We start from the raw sequence: 20,840 nt of genomic DNA, 5'->3' as shown, positions 1-20,840 counted from the left end.
AGCAGCATTTCAAAAATAAAAGATTGCAGCACCGTTAGCGCTGCAAGTTATTAATACCGCTGAATAATGCCGCCGCCAATCACATCGTTGCCTTCATAAAACACGGCGCTTTGCCCCGGGGCGATGCCTTTTACATCTTCGTAAAAACGCACTTTTATTTTGTCGTCCTCATTGAACAACTGACTGATTGCCCCCTGGTCTTTGTAGCGGATTTTGGTAATGGCTTCCATGCCATCGGTTACGCCGTCATACTTCAACCAGTTTATTTTTTGCACCAGCATTTCTGCCCGGTTCAGGTCGGCTTCGTCGCCCAGCACAACGGTGTTGGTTTCTGGGTCAATGTGGGTTACATACGCAGGTTTGCCTAATGCGATATCTAACCCTTTTCGCTGGCCAATGGTATAAAATGGATAGCCTTTGTGCTGCCCCAGTTTTGTACCAGCTTTATCTACAAACCAACCGCCGGCTACTTTTTCTTCCAGCCCGTCGATGCGTCTTTTCAAAAAACCACGGTAGTCATTGTCGGGTACAAAGCAGATTTCGTAGCTCTCGGCTTTTTTAGCCAGTTCGGGGTAGCCGTAGTCTTCTGCCATTTGGCGTATTTCCGATTTGCGGTAGCCACCAAGCGGCAGCAAGGTGCGGCTCAGCAAATCTTGCTGCAGGCCCCACAGTACATAGCTCTGATCTTTGGTTTCGTCCAAACCTTTGCTGATGTAATAGCGGCCGTTGGTATGCTGGTGAATATTGCCATAATGGCCTGTAGCAATGAACTCACAATCCAGCGCATCGGCCCGCTTGAGCAGAGCCCGCCATTTGATGTGGGTATTGCACATCACACAGGGGTTGGGCGTACGGCCCGCCATATATTCATCCACAAAGTTTTCAATCACAAAATCGCCAAACTCCTCACGGATGTCGAGGATGAAATGCGGGAAGCCATGCTGCACCGCGGCCATTCTTGCGTCGTTGAAACTGTCGAGATTGCAGCAGCCTGTTTCTTTTTTACCCTTGGTGCCGGTGCCGCTACTGGCATAATCCCATGTTTTCATGGTAATGCCTACTACTTCATAGCCCTGTTCGTGTAGCATCAGGGCAGTTACTGTACTGTCGATGCCACCACTCATGGCCACCAGTACTTTTCCTTTTTTACTCATGTTTTAAACTGTACGAGCCGGGTTCATAGTCCGGATACAGGCTGCAAAAGTAGCCATCTGCCTGCAATTGTCCTTGTCGGATGCCGGAATTAGGAAGGGCTTTACAAACTATCCGTGGGATTGCCTAAAAGTTGACAGCCTCTAATACAAACTGGTTGGCAGGGCCATCGAAGGTGAATTTGCAGTATTGGAGCACATCACGGCCTATTACGCCATCGTACGGGCTTTGGCTGTAATCGCCGGCTATCAGGTCGAGGGGCAAACCCTTTTGGCCAAAAATATCGAGAAAGAGTACCGCTCTGTACAGGCTAAGGCTGTGTTTGCCGCCTACGCCATCTACTTCGGCGGGAGCTTCGTATTTGGGCAGTTTGAGTTTTTGGACAATGCTATAATCTACACCGGAAATGTTGGAACCTGTATCCACCAATAAATTAACGGGAATGTACGGCTCGTATCCACGGTTGTTTTTGCTGGAAAGAAAGCTCAATTCGTCAGCATAAATTTCTGCTTTGAATAAAGGGCCTTGCCAAAATAATTGATTGCCAGAGGTGGGGGATTGCTTCATAAGTCGATAACGGTACCAAAGTAACCAACCCTTAAACCAGACAGTACTCTTGTGCAACGTTTGCAAGGCAAAAGCTAAAAAAAGAATAGCAGGTTGTTTTTTCAGCTGTCTATCCCATTAACTTTAAACACACATTTATTAGTAAGTAATTTAAAAACGAGGTGTACGTATGATTAAGCTACAGGCAATTGGCAACTTGGGCAAAGACGCTCTGGTAAATCAGGTAAACGGAAAAAATGTCATCAATTTTACCGTAGCCCATACCGAACGCTACCGCGACAGCAGTGGTGGTCAAAAAGAAAAAACAACCTGGGTAGAATGTGCCTACTGGACAGACCGAACCGGAGTAGTACCATATCTTAAAAGAGGTGCTCAGGTTTATGTAGAAGGTACTCCGGAAGTGCGTCAGTTTACCCGGTCGGATGGTACCGCCGGTGCTACTTTATCGCTTCGGGTACTGAGCCTTCAACTGGTGGGCAACCGTGCCGACCAGCCTAATGGCGGCGGCTCACAAGATGGAATGCAATCTGCCGGCAGCGGTAGCAATACCATGCACAGTGCTCCCGCCCCCGAAAATGATTTGGGCGATGATTTACCTTTCTAAATCAGCTACTTTACTACATTTAAACCCTTCCTACATGGAAGGGTTTTTCATTATTTGCCGCCTAATACATTCAGCTTTTACATTATGAGAAAACTTCTTTTGGTAATTGGATGCAGCCTGATGGCTATCACCAATGCGCTGTGGGCTCAACCGCTCAGTTATTATTTGCCCGACAGTATTTCTTACAACCCCAGTATTCCCAAACCTGCCGATGTAATAGGCCACGAGGTAGGCGAGTGGCATGTAACCCACGACAAACTGGTGATGTATATGAAAGCACTGGCTGCGGCCAACCCCCAACGGATAAAGTTGCAGGTTACGGGTACTACCTACGAAGGACGCCAGCAACTGCTGCTTATTATTTCTTCGCCGGGCAATATGGGCCGCATAGAATTATTGCGTCAGCAGCATATACAATTGCTGCAACCATTAAATGCCGATAAACTTGATACAGAAGGCATGCCAGCTGTGGTAGCTATGGGCTATTCTATTCACGGAAATGAAAGCAGTGGTAGCAATGCCGCCTTGCTGGCGGCGTATTACCTGGCTGCTGCAGAAGGCCCACAAGTAGAAGACCTGCTAAGTAAAACAATCATTTTGCTGGATCCATCTTTTAACCCCGATGGACTGAACCGCTTTGCCAACTGGGCCAACCAGCACAAAAGCAAAAACCTGGTGGCCGATCCGCAAAGCCGCGAATACAATGAGGCCTGGCCCGGCGGTCGTTTCAACCATTACTGGTTCGACCTCAACCGCGACTGGCTGCCTGCTGTACATCGCGAAAGCCAGAACCGCCTCAAATATTTTCACGACTGGAAACCCAATATCCTGACAGACCATCATGAAATGGGTAGTAATTCTACTTTCTTTTTTCAGCCGGGTGTACCCAGCCGGGTAAACCCGCTTACGCCGGTGAAGAACCAGGAACTTACCGGAAAAATCGGTCAGTTTCATGCCCGTTTTCTCGATCGCATTGGCAGTTTGTATTTTACCAAAGAAGGCTACGATGATTTTTACTACGGTAAGGGCAGCACTTTTTCCGATATGCAGGGCGGTATTGGAATATTGTTTGAGCAAGCCAGCAGCCGTGGGCATGTGCAGGAAACGGACAACGGATTGCTGACTTTTCCTTTCACCATCCGCAATCAGTTTGTAACCACACTTTCTACATTGGAAGCTGCCAAAAATCTGCGGGTAGAGCTCCTGAATTATCAGCGTGATTTTTACAAGCAAATGATAAAAGATGCTGCGGCAGCACCGGAAAAAGAATTTGTTTTTGGTGATAATAATGATCCGCAAAAAGGAAAGATTTTAGCTCAACTGCTTACCCGCCATGGGGTAGATGTATTTGCACTGAAAGCCGATTACAACAGTGGCAACCAGCGGTTTGCCAAAGGCAAAAGCTACATAGTGCCCGTGCCTGCGTATCAATACAAACTGATTAGAACCGTTTTTGACAAGCAACTACAATACACCGACAGTTTGTTTTATGATGTAACCACCTGGACCATGCCTATGGCATTTGGTGTACCCTTTGCTGGGGTAAATGCGCCACAGCCACAGCTGCATGGCGACCGTGTAAGTGTGGACCAACCCAATGTGGGTACCATTGAGCCCGGTACAGCCAGCTATGGCTACCTCATGGATTGGAAAGCTTTTGAAGCGCCAAAAGCCTTGTGGAAATTGCAGCAGCGTGGAGTACAGGTAAAAGTGGCCGGCAACAGTATGCAGTTTTTAATGGATGATTCCCTGCGCAATTTTGAAAGAGGAACCATTATTATTCCTCATCAAACACAAACAATTGCTGCTAAAGAGTTGGCGAAAATAGTGGCAGATATTGCCGCAACTACTGCTGTAACGTTTACGCCTTTACGCACCGGCAATGTAACAGCAGGCAGCGATTTGGGTAGCCGCTATATGCAGAAAGTAACCACCCCCAATGTGGCCATGCTGGTAGGTACTGGCGTAAGTGCCACTGATGCTGGAGAAGTGTGGCACCTGCTGGATCAGCGGATGGATATGGGTACCACGCACCTCGATTTGGCGCAGTTTAACCGGGCCGATCTCGACCGCTACAATACCATTATAATGGTGAGTGGCAGTTACAGTTCCATCAATAAAGAAAAGCTGAAAGCATGGGTTGATGGCGGCGGTGTACTCATTGCTTGTGAAGATGCAGTGAGCTGGCTGGCCGATAATGGTTTGGTAAAAGCAGATATGAAAAGAGTAGCACCGGCTGTGGACAGCCTCATGAAACCCAACTATTTTGCCAAAGAGCAAATAGACGGCGCACAGCGTATGAATGGCGCCATTTTTAAAGCAGACATGGATGTAACACATCCGCTTTGCTTTGGCTACACTGGCAGTACCGTTGATTTGTTTAAAACGAACAATGTATTCCTGCAAATACCAAAGAACCCATATGCAGCGCCTGTAAAATATGGCAGCAACCCGTTGCAAAGCGGTTTCATCACCCGTCAGAATTATGCAGCGTTGAAAAATTCAGCCTCGGTAATGGTGCAAACCAGCGGCGCTGGTAGGATCATTCTGATGGCCGATAACCCCAACTTCAGGGCATTTTGGCTAGGTGGTGCCAAGCTGTTTATGAATGCAATATTTTTCGGCAGAAATATTGATGCAGCTTCTGCCAGAGCTGGTGAAGAATAAATAATACTACTGCTATTTATAATGGTGGGCTTGTCTGGTACTAATCGGGCAAGCTCACTACATGTAAGCCCGTTTCGTATTCTTTATCCAACGCATCTACAATGGTTTGCAGGTGTGCGGGATTATTCAGAAAATCAGCCTTGCTCACGTCTACCAGCAATGTAGGCACGTTATGATTACGGATATAAGTGCTGTATGTTTCCTGAATACTGTATAAATATTCGTCGGGTATGCTTTGCTCGTAAGTACGGTTGCGTTTTTTGATGTTTTGTTGCAAGCGGCTAACCGGTGCATGCAGGTAAATTAATATTTCAGGCTGCACTATTTGCTGGTGAATGATATCGAACAGGCGTTGGTACAACCGGTATTCTTCTTCGGGTAAATTTACCCGGGCAAAAAGCAGACATTTGGTAAACAAGTAATCGCTTACTGTAATGGTATTGAACAGGTCGCGGCTTACCAGCATATCCTTGAGCTGCTTGTAGCGTTCGGCCATGAAAAACAACTCCAGCGGAAATGCAAACTGCTTGGGATTTTCGTAAAACTTTGGCAGAAAGGGATTGTCGGCAAACTCTTCCAAAATCAACCTTGCATCCAACCGCTTACTCAATAAATGAGCCAGTGTAGTTTTTCCTGCACCAATATTGCCTTCAATCGTAATAAAATGATACGCCATGTACTTGTTTCAACCCTTGCGGCAAAACAAATAAGGTTCAGTCATTTTCAGCAGAAAATTTCTTCACATCCAGCGTATCGGGGCACTCGGTGAGCAACTGGTGCATGGTTTTGTTGAACACCGGATGTAGCAGGTTAGGGGCAATTTCTACCAAAGGAATGAGCGTAAACCTGCGAACGTGCAGATAGGGGTGAGGAATGGTGAGTTCCGGCCGGTCGATAATGTTGTTGTTGAAAAATAGGATATCAATATCAATCACCCTCGGGCCAAACTTTACCGTACGTTCCCTGCCCATTTTTTGTTCAATAAGAAGTGCTGTTTGCAGCAATGATTCTGCATCCAGATGGGTGTGCAGGCATAGCACCTGATTGAGGAAAGCGGGCTGTGGAATGTTGCCCCAGGCACTGGTTTCGTACAAAGAAGAATGGTGGATAACGGGCCCGGCAGCTTGCTCCAGCAGCTGTTTTGCTTTGGCTAACTGAACCTCCCGGCTACCCATGTTTCCGCCGGTAAGTAAATAAGCTGTGTTTATAGAACGTTTGTCTGTCACAGGGGCAAATATCCTTATTTTCGGCTGCTGTTCATATTCATCCGGATTTTCATTCATCATGCGCAATTTTCTTAAAATATTCCTGGCTACGTTTTTAGCAATCTGTGTTTTTACATTCATCATGTTTTTGCTGGGCATCGGCATTTTTAGTGCTGCCACCAGCGATGATGTGCCCGAAGTAAAAGAAAATACCGTGTTGGTAATAGACATTAGCAAACCCATGATGGAGCAACGGGTAGAGCAGGGCTTGCCCATACCCGGTGCTCAGGCAGATGATATGTTGGGCCTGCACGATGTAATTGCTGCCATAGATGCTGCTGCAAAAGAACCCAAAATAAAAGGCATCTACCTGGTGGGGGCCAACAATGCTCTGGGTTTTGCTAACAGTTCAGAATTACGCCATGCTTTGCTGCGTTTTAAGCAAAGCAAAAAGTTCATGTATGCCTATGCCAACTATTACGAACAACGGGCGTATGAACTGGCTGCTGTGGCCGACTTCATTTACATGAACCCCGCCGGAAGCCTCGATTGGCAAGGGTTTGGCGTTCAACTGGCATTTTTTAAAGATGCGTTAGACAAACTGGGGGTTGCTCCTGAAATATTTTATGCCGGTCAGTTTAAAAGTGCAACTGAGCCTTACCGCCTTACTAAAATGAGTGAGGCAAACCGCTTGCAAATGACTGACATGCTGCAACAATTGTACAGTCATTTTTTACAAAATATTGCCAGCAGCAGACCCAAGGCAGATACCGCAGCGCTGCGGGTATTAGCCCATGAACTCGGCATGCAATCAGCACAAGATGCTGTAACTGCCGGCCTCATCGACAAATTGTTGTACGATGATGAAGTGAAAGAAATTATTGCCAAAAAAACCGGAGCGGCCAATATTGAAAAAATCAATTTCATGGCAGTAAAAGACTTCATAGAAGTGGCGCTGCAGGCGAAAGAACAACCAACTGATAAAATAGCAGTGATATTTGCCGAGGGTGAAATTGTAAATGGCAAAAGTGGCGACGGTACCATTGGCGGCGAAACAATACGGCAACTGCTGCGCAAAGCCCGGTTCGACAAAAATGTAAAAGCGGTAGTGCTGAGGATAAACAGTCCTGGTGGTAGTGCGCTGGCTTCCGAAGTAATTTGGCGGGAAGTGGAACTGGTAAAAAAAGAAAAACCATTGGTGGTAAGCATGGGTGATTATGCAGCAAGTGGTGGCTATTTTATTAGTTGTGGAGCTGATAGCATTTTTGCACAACCCGGCACCCTCACCGGTAGCATTGGTGTGTATAGCATGCTCTTTGATGCCAGTAAATTGATGTCGCAAAAACTGGGTATCACTTTCGATGAAGTGAGTACTGCTCCGGCAGCCAGCATGGGCACGCCTTTCCGTAGCATGAGTGCCGTGGAGCGACGTTTTTTTCAAAACGGGGTAGACTCTACTTATCAGCAGTTTTTGCGCAAAGTGGCCAACGGAAGGGGCATGACTATAGCCGCGGTAGACAGCGTAGCACAGGGCCGGGTGTGGAGTGGCAATACTGCCATCACCAAAGGTTTGGCCGATAAAATAGGCACGCTGCAAGATGCAATAGCCTGTGCAGCCCGCATGGCAAAAACCACTTCGTACAGCCTGCGGCAGTGGCCGGAAGTGGAGACGCTCTGGGATAAACTGTTCAACGAAAAAAAGGACCAGCAAACGAGTATGGCTATTACCATACAACAACAGTTAGGTGTAGAATTTACCACTGCGTGGAAGCACATACAGCTGCTGAAACAGCAGGCCGGTACTCCGCAAATGCGCCTTCCTTTTTTTGTAATGCCTCCGGCAAATGGTAAGTAAATAATTGCGCATTTGTGCAGCACAATCTGATACTTTTGCCGCCATGAGTGCAAACCATCCATCAAAGCCCTACAGTCAGGTAACCGCCATGCTGGCCATTACCAAAGGAGCTTTGAAAGCCATTTTCAGAAGTCCCTCTGCAGTACTATTCAGCATTGCTTTTCCGCTCATTTTTATATTGGTGTTTGGCTTTATTGGTGGTGGTGGCGGTATTACTACCTACCGTGTGGTGCTCGAAAAAAACAGCGACACCAGCAACCATGTTATTGCAGCATTAAAAACCATTCCTAATGTAAAGTTTGTTGTACCAGAGTCGGACGAAGAATTACAATCGGAGTTGAAAAAAGGTCGCATTACGGGCATACTCGGGGTGTATAAAAATGATCATGCAAAAGATTCAACGCATCCTTACCGGGTGAGCTTTCGGTCTACCAGTGCCAGCGGAGACAAGCTCTCCACTTTTTTGCCATTTTTGGAAAATGTCGTGAGTAAAATTGATGCCCGCATTTATCCTGAAAAACAGAGTTACGCTTCGTTTGATGCACCCGTTATAGAAGAAGTTCGTAAGTACCGGACGATTGATTTTATTTTACCCGGTCAGTTAGGTTTTTCTTTGCTGAGTGCTGGTGTATTTGGCGTGGCTTTTTTGTTTTTTAACCTGCGCCAAACCCTTGTGCTGAAAAGGTTTTATGCCACACCTGTCAACCGTACCATGATTGTATTGGGCGAAGGCATTGCCCGGGTAATATTTCAATTAGTAACAGCTGTTGTTATTATCGGTATTGGCACGTTTGCTTTTAAGTTTACACTGGTAAATGGCTGGATTACTTTTCTGGAAATACTAGTATTGAGTTTTATAGCATTGTTGGTATTTATGGGCTTCGGCTTTATTGTAAGCAGCGTGGCTAAAAATGAATCTTCTATTCCACCGTTTGCTAACCTCATTACGTTGCCACAATTTTTACTGGCCGGTACCTTTTTCAGTATCGATGTTTTTCCTAGTTGGTTGCAACCCATTTGCCGCATTTTACCGCTGACTTATTTCAACGATGCCATGCGTAAAATTGCTTTTGAAGGAGCTCACTTGTGGGATACGGGTTTTGAAATTGGCATCATTGTGCTGTGGGGAATTGTGGTGTATGCTGTGGCTGTAAAAGTGTTTAAGTGGGAATAAAAAAAAGGTATGAAAATAATAAAGCTGGGTTTGTTGAGTGTGCTGGTTTTCGGGTTGCTCTTTTGGGGTATCACGTTGTTGTTTCCGTCTAATACGGTTATCAGCAGAGCACTCAATATTGCTGCTGATTCCGGGCAATTAATGCGTAGTATTTCAGCAAATGAAATATCGGTTCAAACGCTGCTGAGCGGCAATGAAAAACTGGTGGTAAAAACAGCTGACATCCCTTTTTACGATGACGATTTGTTTAACCAGCAGGCTGGTCAGCAGCCCATACATGCCGATACATTGTTTTTTCAAATTCAGCAATCTGCTGCAGTGATTGCCAATGGTGGTATTGCTTTTTACCAATTGCAAAAAGATAGCACCACCACGCAAATGTTTTATGTGTTTCAGACCCCGTGGTACAAACCACTGCTGAAAATGAAAATGATGATGGCTGATAAAGCATATGGTCCCGGCCTCGATAGTGCGTTGAAGTGCTGTGCAATTGCTTGGGCGCAAACGAAGACTGACAGCATACTTCACCATCCATAAACTGCTAAAATTATCATTGGCCATGCTGAATAAAAGCATCGCCTTCTAAACATTGCGATATTCGCAGCAATAGCAAATCAGATGAAAACAAACGAAAGGGTAGTAGCCGAAAAACTGTTGCAAATTGAAGCCATCAGGTTGAATGCCGATCAACCATTTACGTGGGCCAGTGGCTGGAAAAGTCCCATTTACTGCGACAACAGAAAAACGCTGGGTTTTCCTTTTGTGAGGGATTACATTAAAAGCGAATTGTGCAACGTCATTTTCTCGGAGTTTCCCGATATTGATATGCTGGCAGGTGTGGCTACGGCTGGTATTGCATGGGGTGCTATGGCTGCCGACCAACTGAAACTACCTTACATTTATGTTCGCCCAAAACCCAAAGAGCATGGCTTAGGTAACCAAATTGAAGGCTACTACGAAAAAGGCCAGAAAGTATTGGTGATTGAAGACCTGGTGAGCACTGGTAAAAGCAGCTTGCAGGTTGTAGATGTTATTCGAAACGCAGGCATGGAAGTGGCAGGTATGGTTGCCATTTTTACATATGGATTTCCGCAGGCAGCCGAAGCTTTCGACAAGGCTGGTGTGCCTTTCAAAGCACTCACCAACTATCCAACGCTGATCGATTTGGCCATTGAGCGGCAAATCATTTCTGCCAATCAACAGGAAGTATTACTGCAATGGAGTCAGGATCCTGCCAATTGGCAACTATAATTTTTCATGTCAAAATCATCTTTTATGAAGCTTCTGTATTCTTTTCTTGTTTTGTTGTTGATGACATCTGCAGCGCAGGCACAACAACCCAAGCAGCAACGGGCAGAAATAAAAGTGCCTCAAGCTACTTGTGAGCCTTGCAAACAAATCATTGAGCAAACGGCGCCAAAGTATGTAGACGGCCTCATCAAAATCAATGTGATTTTTAAAAGAGGCGTAGCGTTAGTTACCTGGTATCCTGACCGTACCAATCTCGAAGAAATAAAAACGGCAATTGCTAATGCCGGCTTTGATGCCGATGATGTAATGGCCAATCCGGATACTTATAAAAAACTACCGGCCTGTTGTAAAAAACCGGAAGTTGCACCATCACCGAAATAATTTTTCCAGCATTTGTCTGGTAAAAGCGCCCCGTTGTGAAAAAGGAATTTTCCAGCGGGGCTTTTTCTTGCCTGCCATGGCAAAACCTTCAATTTGATAAGGAATGCTGCCGCCCAGTAATAACTTCATGGATTGGCCCAGCAACAATTGATTGCCTAACTGAATGCGAACCGGCAATGAACTATTGGCCAAACCTGGCATTTGTATCAGCGTATCCATGTTGGCTTTGCCAGCCACCTGATTGTTGATGCTCAAGATAGCTTCTACCCGATTGAGCTGAACAGCAAATGCATTGGGGTTGTAAAAGGATAGCTCAACAACGCCATCTGTATTTTTCAAGTCGATTGATTGCACCTGAATTGTACTAATGCTGCTGTATTGTAATGCCTGAGGCACTTTGCATGCTGCCAATTGCAACAATAGGGTAGCTATAATGAAGATTTTTTGCATGCATCAAAAATACAGATGCTGTAGCTTGCCCGCTCACCGCACAAACCGTGTCAAAAAAACGTCTATTGATTCCTGAACATGATGAGGAAAATTGAAATACAATTATTTGGTCCGATAGCTGCTTTTGCCCGACTGCACGAAGTGGAAACGATAGTGCTGGAAAAACAAGAGCACTGGCAAAAGATGGGTTACCGAAACCGCTTTCAGGTGCTGGGGGCCAATGATGTGCTGGCTATAACGGTGCCTTTGCAAGGCGGGAGAGATCAAAAAGCGATGACAGCCGATTTGACCATTGATTACCATGGCCGCTGGATGAAAGAGCATTGGCGAACCTTGGAATCGTTGTATAACCGGTCACCGTTTTTCTATCATTACGCTCCGGGTTTGCAGCAAATTTGGGAATGCAGGCATGAATTGCTCTGGGATATGGCAGAGCAGTCGTTGCGCTGGACGCTGAAACAGTTGCGTTGGCAAGGTGCTATTGAACATAGTACCACCTTTTCGCCCATTTGTGCCGACGACTCCACTGATTTCAGGCATCGTTTTTTACCCAAAAACAGAACGCATTTTTTGTTGCCTGCATACCAACAAACCTTTGGTGAACGTTTTGAAACCAATCTGAGCATACTTGACCTTTTGTTTAACATGGGACCTTCGGCAGCTGCCTATTTGAAACAATTGCCCGAACAGTTAAACCAGCACCAAACCCATGAGTCATAATATGTTGAATCTCTAACTGCTTAAACTCTTAAATTGCGTTTCCCAATTCGCCCTCTTTTTGCCATGAAGCATTTGTTTGCCAAGCTGCTGTTGATTTGTTGTTGTTGGTTCGGGCTTTCCGATGCATTCGGACAAGACTTTTCCAATAAGGGTAAAGATTTTTGGATCACTTTTCCAGCTCACGTTGATGGTACTGGTGCTGTCATGGGTATTTATATTACCAGCGATAGAGCGGCTACCGGTCAGGTGGTAGCAGGTCCCAATACCATTCCGTTTAATATTTCAGCCAATGGTGTTCGCCGTGTGTTTTTGGGTACCGGTGGCGATGCCCCCAATAATGCGGTGTATTTAGCACAGGTAGAAGGCATACTAAATGGTGCCGGCATACATGTAACCAGCGATGTACCTGTGGTGGTGTATGCACACATTATTCGTTCGGCTCGTTCGGGTGCTTCGCTTATTCTTCCATCAGCAGTGTGGGGCAAAGAGTATATAGTGCCCAGCTATAGTAGTAGTAGTGCCAGCGGTGCCAATAGCGGATATGGCACTATTACAGTGGTGGCCAAAGAAGCCAATACCGTAGTAGGTATAACACCAACTGTAACTACAAGAGCTAACCAACCGGCAGGCACTGAATATACCATTACACTTAGTCAACCAGGCGATGTGTACCAGGTGCAGTTTCCAAAGGATGCAGATATTAGTGGCACAAAGGTAAGATCGTTAGCAACGGCAGGTTCCAGTTGTAAACCCATTGGTGTATTTAGTTCTACCACATGGTCGGCCTTTGATTGTGCTGGTGCATCTGGTGGCGACAATTTGTATCAGCAATTGTTTCCAACAAGAACTTTTGGTAAAAGTTTTTTGACGGCACCTTTCATTCGAAAAACCTACGACATATTTCGGGTGTATGTAACAGATCCTGCAACTGTGGTTACCCGCACAGAAAATGGAGCCAGCAGCCAATTGACAGGATTAAGGCCTGGGAATTTTTATGAATTCAAAACCAACCTTCCAAACAAGATAGATGCAGACAAACCCATTTCTGTAGTGCATTACATGACCAGTCAAACATGCGGGCCGGGTGGGGCCGGGTTGGTGCAAAGTGATCCTGAAATGGTTATCCTCAATCCTGTGGAGCAAACCATCAACAACATCACGTTATTCTCTGCACACAGAGCTTGGGTTCCTTCGGGGCAAAGCAACGTTGACAGGTGTTATCTCAATATCATTATTAAAACAGTTGCTGCACCTACTTTTAAAATCAACGGGGCTTCGCCAACAGCCGCTTTCCAGGTAATACCCGGCACGGCTTATTCCTATTTGCAAGAAGATGTAACGAATCTTAGTATTGTAAATCCGGTGCAAACACTCGTGGCCGATTCAAGTTTTTCAGCCATCGCTTATGGATACGGAAACTTAGAATCTTATGGCTATAATGCGGGTACCAATGTTCGTGACTTGTTTCAGTTTATAACAATCAAAAACGAGTATGCAACGGTAAACTTTCCTGCTACTTGTATAAACTCGCCTTTCAATTTTGCTATTACGCTTCCTTACGAACCAACACAATTGCGCTGGCAGTTTTATGGACGTTTCAATGACACCACCATTATTGATCCTGACTATGATTCTACCTGGGTTGTAGAAGGCAGAAATATTTATCAGTACCGATTGCCTGGTTCTTATGTGCTATCGCAAACAGGTTTGTATAAAGTATCTGTGTTTGCCAATAATCCAACATCCGACGGTTGTAGTGGCGAGCAGCAAATTGATTATGAAGTAGAAGTGTTTGGCAAGCCCAAAGCAGATTTTATTTGGCAGCATACCGGGTGCAGTACTGATTCAGTGAAAATATTTGATGCCAGCAATGGGTTGGGTAGAACGGTAAACAGATGGCTATGGAATTTTGGAGATAACAGTATCGACTCTGTAAAAAATCCGATTAAGAAGTATTTGAATCCAGGTACATATTCCATCAAACAAACCATTATTACGGATATTGGCTGTATTGCGGATACCACAAAAGTGATTGATGTAACGTTGCCACCCACAGCCAATTTTACAGTGAGTGCTCCAACATGTGTGGGAAGTAATATTGTTTTAACAGACGCATCTACTGCAACAGGCGCAACTATTGTAAAATGGATATGGAACTATGGCGATGGTCGCACAGATACTTTGACAACTAATACCGCCAGAACAATCAGTTACTCAAATGTGGGCACGTACACAGTGTCATTGGTTGTAGAAAATCAAACAGGTTGCAGGAGTGTGGCATTTACCAAAACAATTGTTGTTAGCCCTTATCCTGTGGCTTCTTTTACTATGCCTGCGGTAGTTTGCTTGCCCGATGGCAGAGCTCAGTTTACCAGTACCAGTACTATTACTGATGGTACACAGGCTACATTCAGTTACAACTGGAACTTTGGCGATGCAGGAACTGCTACAGTAAAAGATCCTTTGCATAAATACACAGCTGTTGGGCCATTTGCTGTAAAACTTACAGTTACATCTGCAGCAGGTTGTGCAGATGACAGCACCATGCAATTGGCGAATGTGTTTGCACAGCCCAAGGCAGAATTTACTATGACGAATGAAGTGTGCCTGCGGGATAGTTCAAGATTTACAGATGGCAGTACAGCCAGCAATCAGGCATTACAAAAGTTCTATTGGGACTTCGGTGATGGCAAAAAAGATTCACTGCACAATATGGCACATTTGTACGCTGCAGCAGGATCGTTTAATGTAAAGCATTGGATAATTTCTGACAAAGGTTGCCCGAGTGATACTGTTACCAAAGCACATGTGGTGAATCCATTGCCAACCGCCAACTTCACCACTTCAACACCGGTTTGTGAAACCAACGTAATTGCATTTACGCAAACCAGTACTGCTAATGTGGGCAGCATAACCCGCTGGCAATGGAACTTGGGTGATAACACTACTTACGATGTAACAAATGGCAGTGCCTTTAATCATACTTACGCAGCGTGGGGTAGCAAATCCATAACGCTGGTTGTAACAAACAGTAAAGGTTGTATAAGCGATACGTTGAAGCGTACAATACAAGTTTATCCTTTACCTAAGCCAAATTTTGTAGTGCCAGAAGTTTGTTTGACAGATGCCTCTGCGGTATTTACAAATACTACAACTATAGCTGACAATACTACGGGTATGCAATGGGCCTGGAACTTTGGTGATGCCAATGCCACTCCGGGAAATCCAAATACCAGCACTGCACTGAATGCGCAGCATAAGTACAGCGCAGTTGGCAATTACAACGTACAGTTAAAAGTAACTTCTGCAGCAGGTTGTGTAGATAGTATTACCCAGGTGTTAACTGTAAATGGTGATAAGCCGAAAGCAGATTTTATTGTGGTAACGGCCGGAAATTTATGTACGAATCTTCCTGTAACTATTCAAGACAAGTCGTCAGTAAACTTTGGTTCTATTACCAAGACAGAAGTGTATTGGGAATGGCCCAATGCCAGTATTGTTACAACTGATGACACACCATCCCCTGATAAACAGTACACACATTTGTATAGCAATTTTATTGCCCCGTCAACTAAGACTGTACAAATTCGTTTTGTAGCCTACTCTGGCGGTGTATGCGTAAATGATGTAGTTAAATCAATCACACTTCAAGCAAGCCCGAAAGTGGCTTTCGAAATCATACCCGGAATTTGTTTGGATGCAACACCACGCATCATTGCACAAGCAAATGATGTAGCAGGTTTGCCGGGTACATTTGTTTACAGCGGCAACGGGGTTGCTGCCAATGGTTTGTTTACCCCAACCATACCGGGCGTAGGTACACACACCATAAAATATGTATACCAAACTGCAGCAGGTTGTAAAGACAGTAGCACAAATACCATAACCGTTTGGCCTCGTCCTTCTGCCAACTTTAACGTAGATGCACCCACCTGTGTTACACAGCAAGTTGTTTTCAGAGATGCATCTGTTCCCAATTTTAGCCAACTGGCTATCTGGAACTGGACGATGGGAGATGGAAATAGTTATACTAAAACAACTGCTGCGGCATTCACTCATGTGTATGCCAACACCGGTAATACAAACATTACATTGAGTGTAATTACCGATAGTGGATGTACAAGTGTACCTGTCACCAAAAGCATCAATGTACATCCGTTACCTGTGGTGGCATTTACAATGCCTACAGTTTGTATGCCAGTAGGCACTGCAACATTTACCGATCAGAGCACTATTGCTGATGGCTCTCAGGCTCAATTTACTTACCGTTGGAATTTTGGTGTAGCCGGTGCAAACAGCACATTAAAAAATCCTACTTATAACTATCCTGCAGTAGCTTCTTACAAAGTAAAACTGGTTGTAACATCAAAAGACGGATGTAGCGATTCGCTGACACAGCAACTTACAGATGTGAACCCTCAACCGTTGGCTAATTTTAGTACAACGCCATCGGAAGTATGTTTGGGAGATGTGATTGCATTTACAGATCAAAGTAATCCGTTGAATCAGGCAATTACTAATTGGTATTGGGATTTGAAAGATGGCAGTACCGCTGCTACACAAAACACCAGCAGAACATACGCAACAGCCGGCACTTATGCTGTTCAGTTTTATTACCTTACTAATAAAGGATGCTACTCAGATACTATTTCAAAAAACGTAACAGTGCATCCGTACCCTGTGGTAAATGCCGGCCCTGATTTGTTTGTGCTTGAAGGTGGGCAGGCAACTATTGCAGCGTCAGCTACAGGCAGCAGCAATTATAGTTATTTGTGGACCCCATCTTCGTACCTCAACAGTAATAGTATTCTTCAACCTTTAACTAAGCCGTTGGCAGATATTACTTACAGGCTTACAGTAACTGGTGCTGGTGGTTGTAGCAGTACCGATAATGTATTTGTGAAAGTATTACTGGAACCAGATGTGCCCAATGCGTTCAGTCCAAATGCTGATGGTATTAATGATGTATGGAATATTAAATATCTCAGCAGTTATCCCGGTGCAGTTATTAAAGTATTCGACAGGTATGGCAAGCAAGTATTTACCAGTACAGGATACAATCAGCCATGGGATGGTTTATTCAATGGTAAGCCACTGCCGGTAGGAACTTACTATTACATTCTTGATCCTAAAAACGGAAGAAAGGCAACAAGCGGATCTGTAACCATTGTGAGATAGCCTCACAAATTATTTCCATGACACTTCGGATTTTCATACAAATTATAATGGTTACGCTGATAGCAGGAGTTACTGTTTCTGCTAACGCACAGTCATTTGTGTTTGCACAAATGGGAGGCACGCCGCTCAATACATCTGGTTGGAATTTACAAGGCAATGCTTACATCGGTAACACTGGTTCAAACACCGGCAATGGTGAATTGATATTGACCAACCCGGTGAATTTTCAAAGTGGTTCTGCATTTTATAATGTGCCCATCAATCTTGCTCAGTGTAGCAAATGGGTTGCTGAATTTCAATTCAGGATTGCAGAAGGTTCTGCTGCAGATGGATTGGCATTTTGTTATTTGGATGTTCCCCCAACCGGTTTCGTGTCAGGCGGTGGCTTAGGTATACCAGCTACAGCCAATGGTTTAAAGGTTGGCATTGATACATGGGTGAATTGTGGACCTGATGCTGTTCCAAAAATCCAGCTCCGTTGGGGCAATACCTACGATGAATGTAATGGCCAGCCAACAAAAAATAACAATGATGGTTCATTAAGTTTCATCAGGAATGGTCAATATCACGATTGCAAAATTGAGTATGATAAAGGCAATATTTCAGTTTCCATCAATGGTGTACAACGCATTACCGGTTTTCAGACTTTCAACTTTTTAGGATACTTCGGTTTTACTGCCAGTACAGGCGGTAGTACCGATAGGCATTCCATCAGAAATGTGAAAATCTACACTGAAATGCCGCCATCAGAAGCAGGAACCAATGCGGCTATTTGCAGCAATGCTTCTGCACAAATTGGCGCTGCTAATAATCCGGCCTATCAATATTCATGGACGCCGGCAGTAGGGTTGAGTAGTACCAACAACGCCAATCCAACAGTCACGTTAACCAATACGGGCACTACAACTTTTGTACAAAAATATTACCTCCGCACAGAGTTTGCTAACCTTCCCGGCTGCGGTAGTACAGATAGTGTTTTGGTTACAGTGTACCCTCAACCCAAAGCAGATTTTACAGCAACCAATAATGGCTGCATAGGTAATCCGGTTTTTTTCATGAATAATGCTACTGCACACGATAGAAGCATTACGCAATGGTTATGGAACTTTGACGACAATACAACTGCTTCAGGTTCCTTGCCTTCCAAGGCTTACCTGGTGCCCGGTGATTATACCATTCAACAAAAAATTGTATCGAATGATGGTTGTGTGGACAGCAGCACACAAACAGTTCGGGTCAGTGCCGTACCCATTCCCATTTTTCGGGTGGCTGGAGCATCTTGTGTAAATGACAGTATCCAGTTAGAGGATGATTCTTTCATACCCACTGGTAAAATAGAACGGTGGATTTGGGACTATGGCAACAGAAGAGATACGGCTACAAGTTCCATCAATCCAAAGGTGTTGTTCAATACCAGTGGCCCAAAGGCTGTGACTTTGTTTGTGGAAACAAACACGGGTTGTATGAGTAGTTTTCCATTGCCTATAGAAGTGGGAGAGTATCCGGTAGTTGACTTTTCACTACCGGAGGTTTGCTTGCAAGATGCTTTTGCTTTTTTCAAAAACAACTCATCCATTCCCGGAGGAAATCTTGCTAGTACACAATGGCGCTGGAATTTTGGCGATATGAATGCGTTGCCAGGTGCAAATTTGAGCAATACATTTGACGGCCAACATAAATACAGTGACGTTGGAAACTATACTGTTCAGCTTTTTGCAGAAACAGCCGGCGGTTGTAAAGATTCTTTGGCGCAGCAACTAATTGTAAACGGCGATAATCCGGTGGCAGATTTTACTGTAATGGATAATGGTATGCCTGTTTGTAGCAATCTTCCATTGAAGATTCAAAACAAATCAACCGTCAATTTTGGTAGCATCACCAGAACTGTGATCTATTGGAACTGGCCTTCCGGCACAGATACCACTATCGATGAATTACCACAATTTGATAAAATTTATACGCATCAATATCCGGTTTTTACCAGCCCCGATATGCAAATGGTAACCATACGGTTGGTAGCTTATTCCGGCGATGTGTGCGTAAGTGAATACTCACAAGATGTAGCTCTTTATGCAAAACCTTTGTTGGCGTTCGAAGCGGTGCCAGGTATTTGTATTGATGGTTTGCCAAGATTGATAACCCAAGCTACAGAGCTTACAGGTGCAGCAGGAGTTGGCTTTTATTCTGGAATTGGTATTGATTCGATGGGTACTTTATCACCTTCATTGTTAAGCGTCGGTCAAAATTTACTTACCTATACTTTCATCACAAATTCAGGCTGCGTTGATTCTGTGAAACAAAATGTAACTGTTTGGCCACGGCCAACGGCGTCGTTTTCCTACTTAGGGCCTGCTTGCCAAAATCAAGCATTTACAGTTGCTGATGCATCTATAGCCAATGCAAATCAACTATCGAAATGGGATTGGAATTTTGGGGGTGGCAATCTCCTGTCACGTAATGATGGTTTGCCTTTTAGCTACACTTTTAATTATACAGGAACCACTATTGTGGAACTTGTAGTAACTACAGACAGTGGCTGTGTGAGTTTGCCTGCACAGTTACCGGTTGTTGTGCAGCATGTACCTGTTCCTTCATTTACATTGCCTGTGGTTTGTATGCCAACTGGCATTGCAACGTTCACCAATCAAAGCAGCATTGGCGATGGCACTGCAGGTCAGCTTAGTTATCGCTGGCATTTTGGAGTTGCTGGTAGTAATAGTGCTTTAGCAAATCCAACATTTACTTATTCGTCTGTTGGTGTGTATCCTGTAAAATTGGTGGTGACTTCAAAAGATGGCTGTTCCGATTCGCTTACGCAAATACTCAGCGAAGTGTATCCGCAGCCAATGGCCAATTTTTCAGTGAGTCCCAATAACGGTGTTTGCCTTGGTGATGCATTTCAATTTTCAGATGCCAGTAATCCGTTAACGCAAAGTATCAACAGTTGGCAGTGGGATTTTGGCGATGGTCAAACAAGTACAACGCAAAACCCAAATCATACATTTAGGTCAGCGGGGTCTTTTGTGGTAAAAATGTGGTACACAACCAATAAAGGATGCGTGTCAGATACATCAATCAGCGTGCCAGTGGTTCATCCATTTCCGGTGGTAAATGCAGGTCCTGATTTGTTTGTGCTCGAAGGCGGGCAAGCAATTATTCCGGCAACAGTTTCAGGAAGTAGTAATTATGTTTATTCATGGACCCCGGCAACGGATTTGAGCAATGCCAATACTTTGCAGCCCGTGGTACGCCCAGCGTTCGACAGAACATACACGTTGACCGTAGCTGGTGCCGGCGGTTGTAGCAGTACAGATGACGTGTTTGTAAAAGTATTGCTGGCACCCGTTATACCAAATGCATTCAGCCCCAATGGAGATGGCATCAATGATGTGTGGACAATCCGTTATCTTGACAGTTATGTTGGTGCTATCATCCGTGTGTTTGATCGTTATGGAAAAAATGTGTTTACCAGCACCGGATACCAGGTGCCGTGGAATGGAAAGTACAAAGACAAAGATGTTCCAGTAGGAGTGTATTATTATATCATAGATCCCAAAAACGGACGCAAACCAATTTCAGGATCTGTAACTATTGTAAGATGATGTTTCAAGTAAATAAGCTAACAGGAATGAGATT

General features: G+C 44.6%; 15 protein-coding genes. 10 read left to right on the top strand and 5 right to left on the bottom strand.

All coding sequences use genetic code 11. From position 1 onward, the window contains the following. Positions 1-50: 50 nt before the first annotated feature. A complete protein-coding gene (mnmA, locus tag V7Q13_RS03815; protein ID WP_333799349.1) occupies positions 51-1,154 on the bottom strand; it encodes a tRNA 2-thiouridine(34) synthase MnmA in 1,104 nt (367 codons plus the stop codon). A gap of 124 nt (positions 1,155-1,278) precedes the next feature. Beyond that, on the bottom strand, positions 1,279-1,719 hold the full coding sequence (locus V7Q13_RS03810; RefSeq protein WP_333799348.1) for an aspartyl protease family protein: 441 nt from the start codon (positions 1,717-1,719) through the stop codon (positions 1,279-1,281). 169 nt (positions 1,720-1,888) lie between these two features. Between V7Q13_RS03810 and V7Q13_RS03805 the strand changes: the two genes are divergently transcribed. Together V7Q13_RS03805 and V7Q13_RS03800 are read left to right on the top strand one after the other, a co-directional pair. Next, a complete protein-coding gene (locus V7Q13_RS03805) occupies positions 1,889-2,323 on the top strand; it encodes a single-stranded DNA-binding protein (protein ID WP_333799347.1) in 435 nt (144 codons plus the stop codon). Positions 2,324-2,407: 84 nt separating this feature from the next. After that, positions 2,408-4,990, top strand: a complete 2,583-nt coding sequence (locus tag V7Q13_RS03800; RefSeq protein ID WP_333799346.1) for a M14 family zinc carboxypeptidase — start codon at positions 2,408-2,410, stop codon at positions 4,988-4,990. A 40-nt stretch (positions 4,991-5,030) separates the two neighbouring features. On the opposite strand, the gene V7Q13_RS03795 is transcribed toward V7Q13_RS03800, so the two are convergent. Beyond that, entirely contained in the window at positions 5,031-5,666 is a 636-nt protein-coding gene (locus V7Q13_RS03795; protein ID WP_333799345.1) for a deoxynucleoside kinase, read from the bottom strand. A gap of 37 nt (positions 5,667-5,703) precedes the next feature. Then, positions 5,704-6,339 carry a 2-amino-4-hydroxy-6-hydroxymethyldihydropteridine diphosphokinase gene (folK, locus tag V7Q13_RS03790; RefSeq protein ID WP_333799344.1) on the bottom strand — a complete coding sequence of 212 codons (636 nt, stop codon included), beginning with the start codon at positions 6,337-6,339 and terminating at the stop codon, positions 5,704-5,706. Here folK and sppA point away from each other — a divergent pair. From sppA to V7Q13_RS03765, 5 genes are all read left to right on the top strand, one after another. After that, a complete protein-coding gene (gene sppA / locus V7Q13_RS03785) occupies positions 6,338-8,050 on the top strand; it encodes a signal peptide peptidase SppA (RefSeq protein ID WP_333799343.1) in 1,713 nt (570 codons plus the stop codon). The two genes, folK and sppA, sit on opposite strands and share 2 nt — an antisense overlap. A 43-nt stretch (positions 8,051-8,093) precedes the next feature. Beyond that, on the top strand, positions 8,094-9,224 hold the full coding sequence (locus V7Q13_RS03780) for an ABC transporter permease (protein ID WP_333799342.1): 1,131 nt from the start codon (positions 8,094-8,096) through the stop codon (positions 9,222-9,224). Between the two features lie 9 nt (positions 9,225-9,233). Then, entirely contained in the window at positions 9,234-9,761 is a 528-nt protein-coding gene (locus V7Q13_RS03775; RefSeq protein WP_333799341.1) for a hypothetical protein, read from the top strand. An 81-nt stretch (positions 9,762-9,842) separates the two neighbouring features. Further along, positions 9,843-10,475, top strand: a complete 633-nt coding sequence (gene pyrE, locus V7Q13_RS03770; protein ID WP_333799340.1) for an orotate phosphoribosyltransferase — start codon at positions 9,843-9,845, stop codon at positions 10,473-10,475. A 24-nt stretch (positions 10,476-10,499) separates the two neighbouring features. Next, on the top strand, positions 10,500-10,856 hold the full coding sequence (locus tag V7Q13_RS03765; RefSeq protein ID WP_333799339.1) for a heavy-metal-associated domain-containing protein: 357 nt from the start codon (positions 10,500-10,502) through the stop codon (positions 10,854-10,856). Here the strand turns inward: V7Q13_RS03765 and V7Q13_RS03760 are convergent. Further along, positions 10,845-11,306 carry an LEA type 2 family protein gene (locus V7Q13_RS03760; RefSeq protein ID WP_333799338.1) on the bottom strand — a complete coding sequence of 154 codons (462 nt, stop codon included), beginning with the start codon at positions 11,304-11,306 and terminating at the stop codon, positions 10,845-10,847. The two genes, V7Q13_RS03765 and V7Q13_RS03760, sit on opposite strands and share 12 nt — an antisense overlap. 78 nt (positions 11,307-11,384) lie before the next feature. On the opposite strand from V7Q13_RS03760, the gene V7Q13_RS03755 reads away from it, so the two are divergent. The 3 genes from V7Q13_RS03755 (at position 11,385) to V7Q13_RS03745 (ending at position 20,806) form a co-directional block, all read left to right on the top strand. Further along, positions 11,385-12,026 (top strand): WbqC family protein, encoded by a 642-nt coding sequence (locus tag V7Q13_RS03755; RefSeq protein ID WP_333799337.1) that lies wholly within the window; start codon positions 11,385-11,387, stop codon positions 12,024-12,026. Positions 12,027-12,089: 63 nt separating this feature from the next. Beyond that, the gene (locus tag V7Q13_RS03750; protein WP_333799336.1) at positions 12,090-17,204 is read left to right on the top strand and encodes a PKD domain-containing protein; all 5,115 of its coding nucleotides are present in this window, start codon (positions 12,090-12,092) and stop codon (positions 17,202-17,204) included. Positions 17,205-17,221: 17 nt separating this feature from the next. After that, positions 17,222-20,806, top strand: a complete 3,585-nt coding sequence (locus tag V7Q13_RS03745; protein WP_333799335.1) for a PKD domain-containing protein — start codon at positions 17,222-17,224, stop codon at positions 20,804-20,806. Positions 20,807-20,840: the final 34 nt, after the last annotated feature.

Origin of the sequence: Phnomibacter sp. (assembly GCF_036803085.1) — a bacterium.
Classification (GTDB): domain Bacteria; phylum Bacteroidota; class Bacteroidia; order Chitinophagales; family Chitinophagaceae; genus Phnomibacter.
The sequence above is the reverse complement of the archived record's forward strand: the minus strand, read 5'-3'. Positions and strand labels throughout refer to the sequence as shown.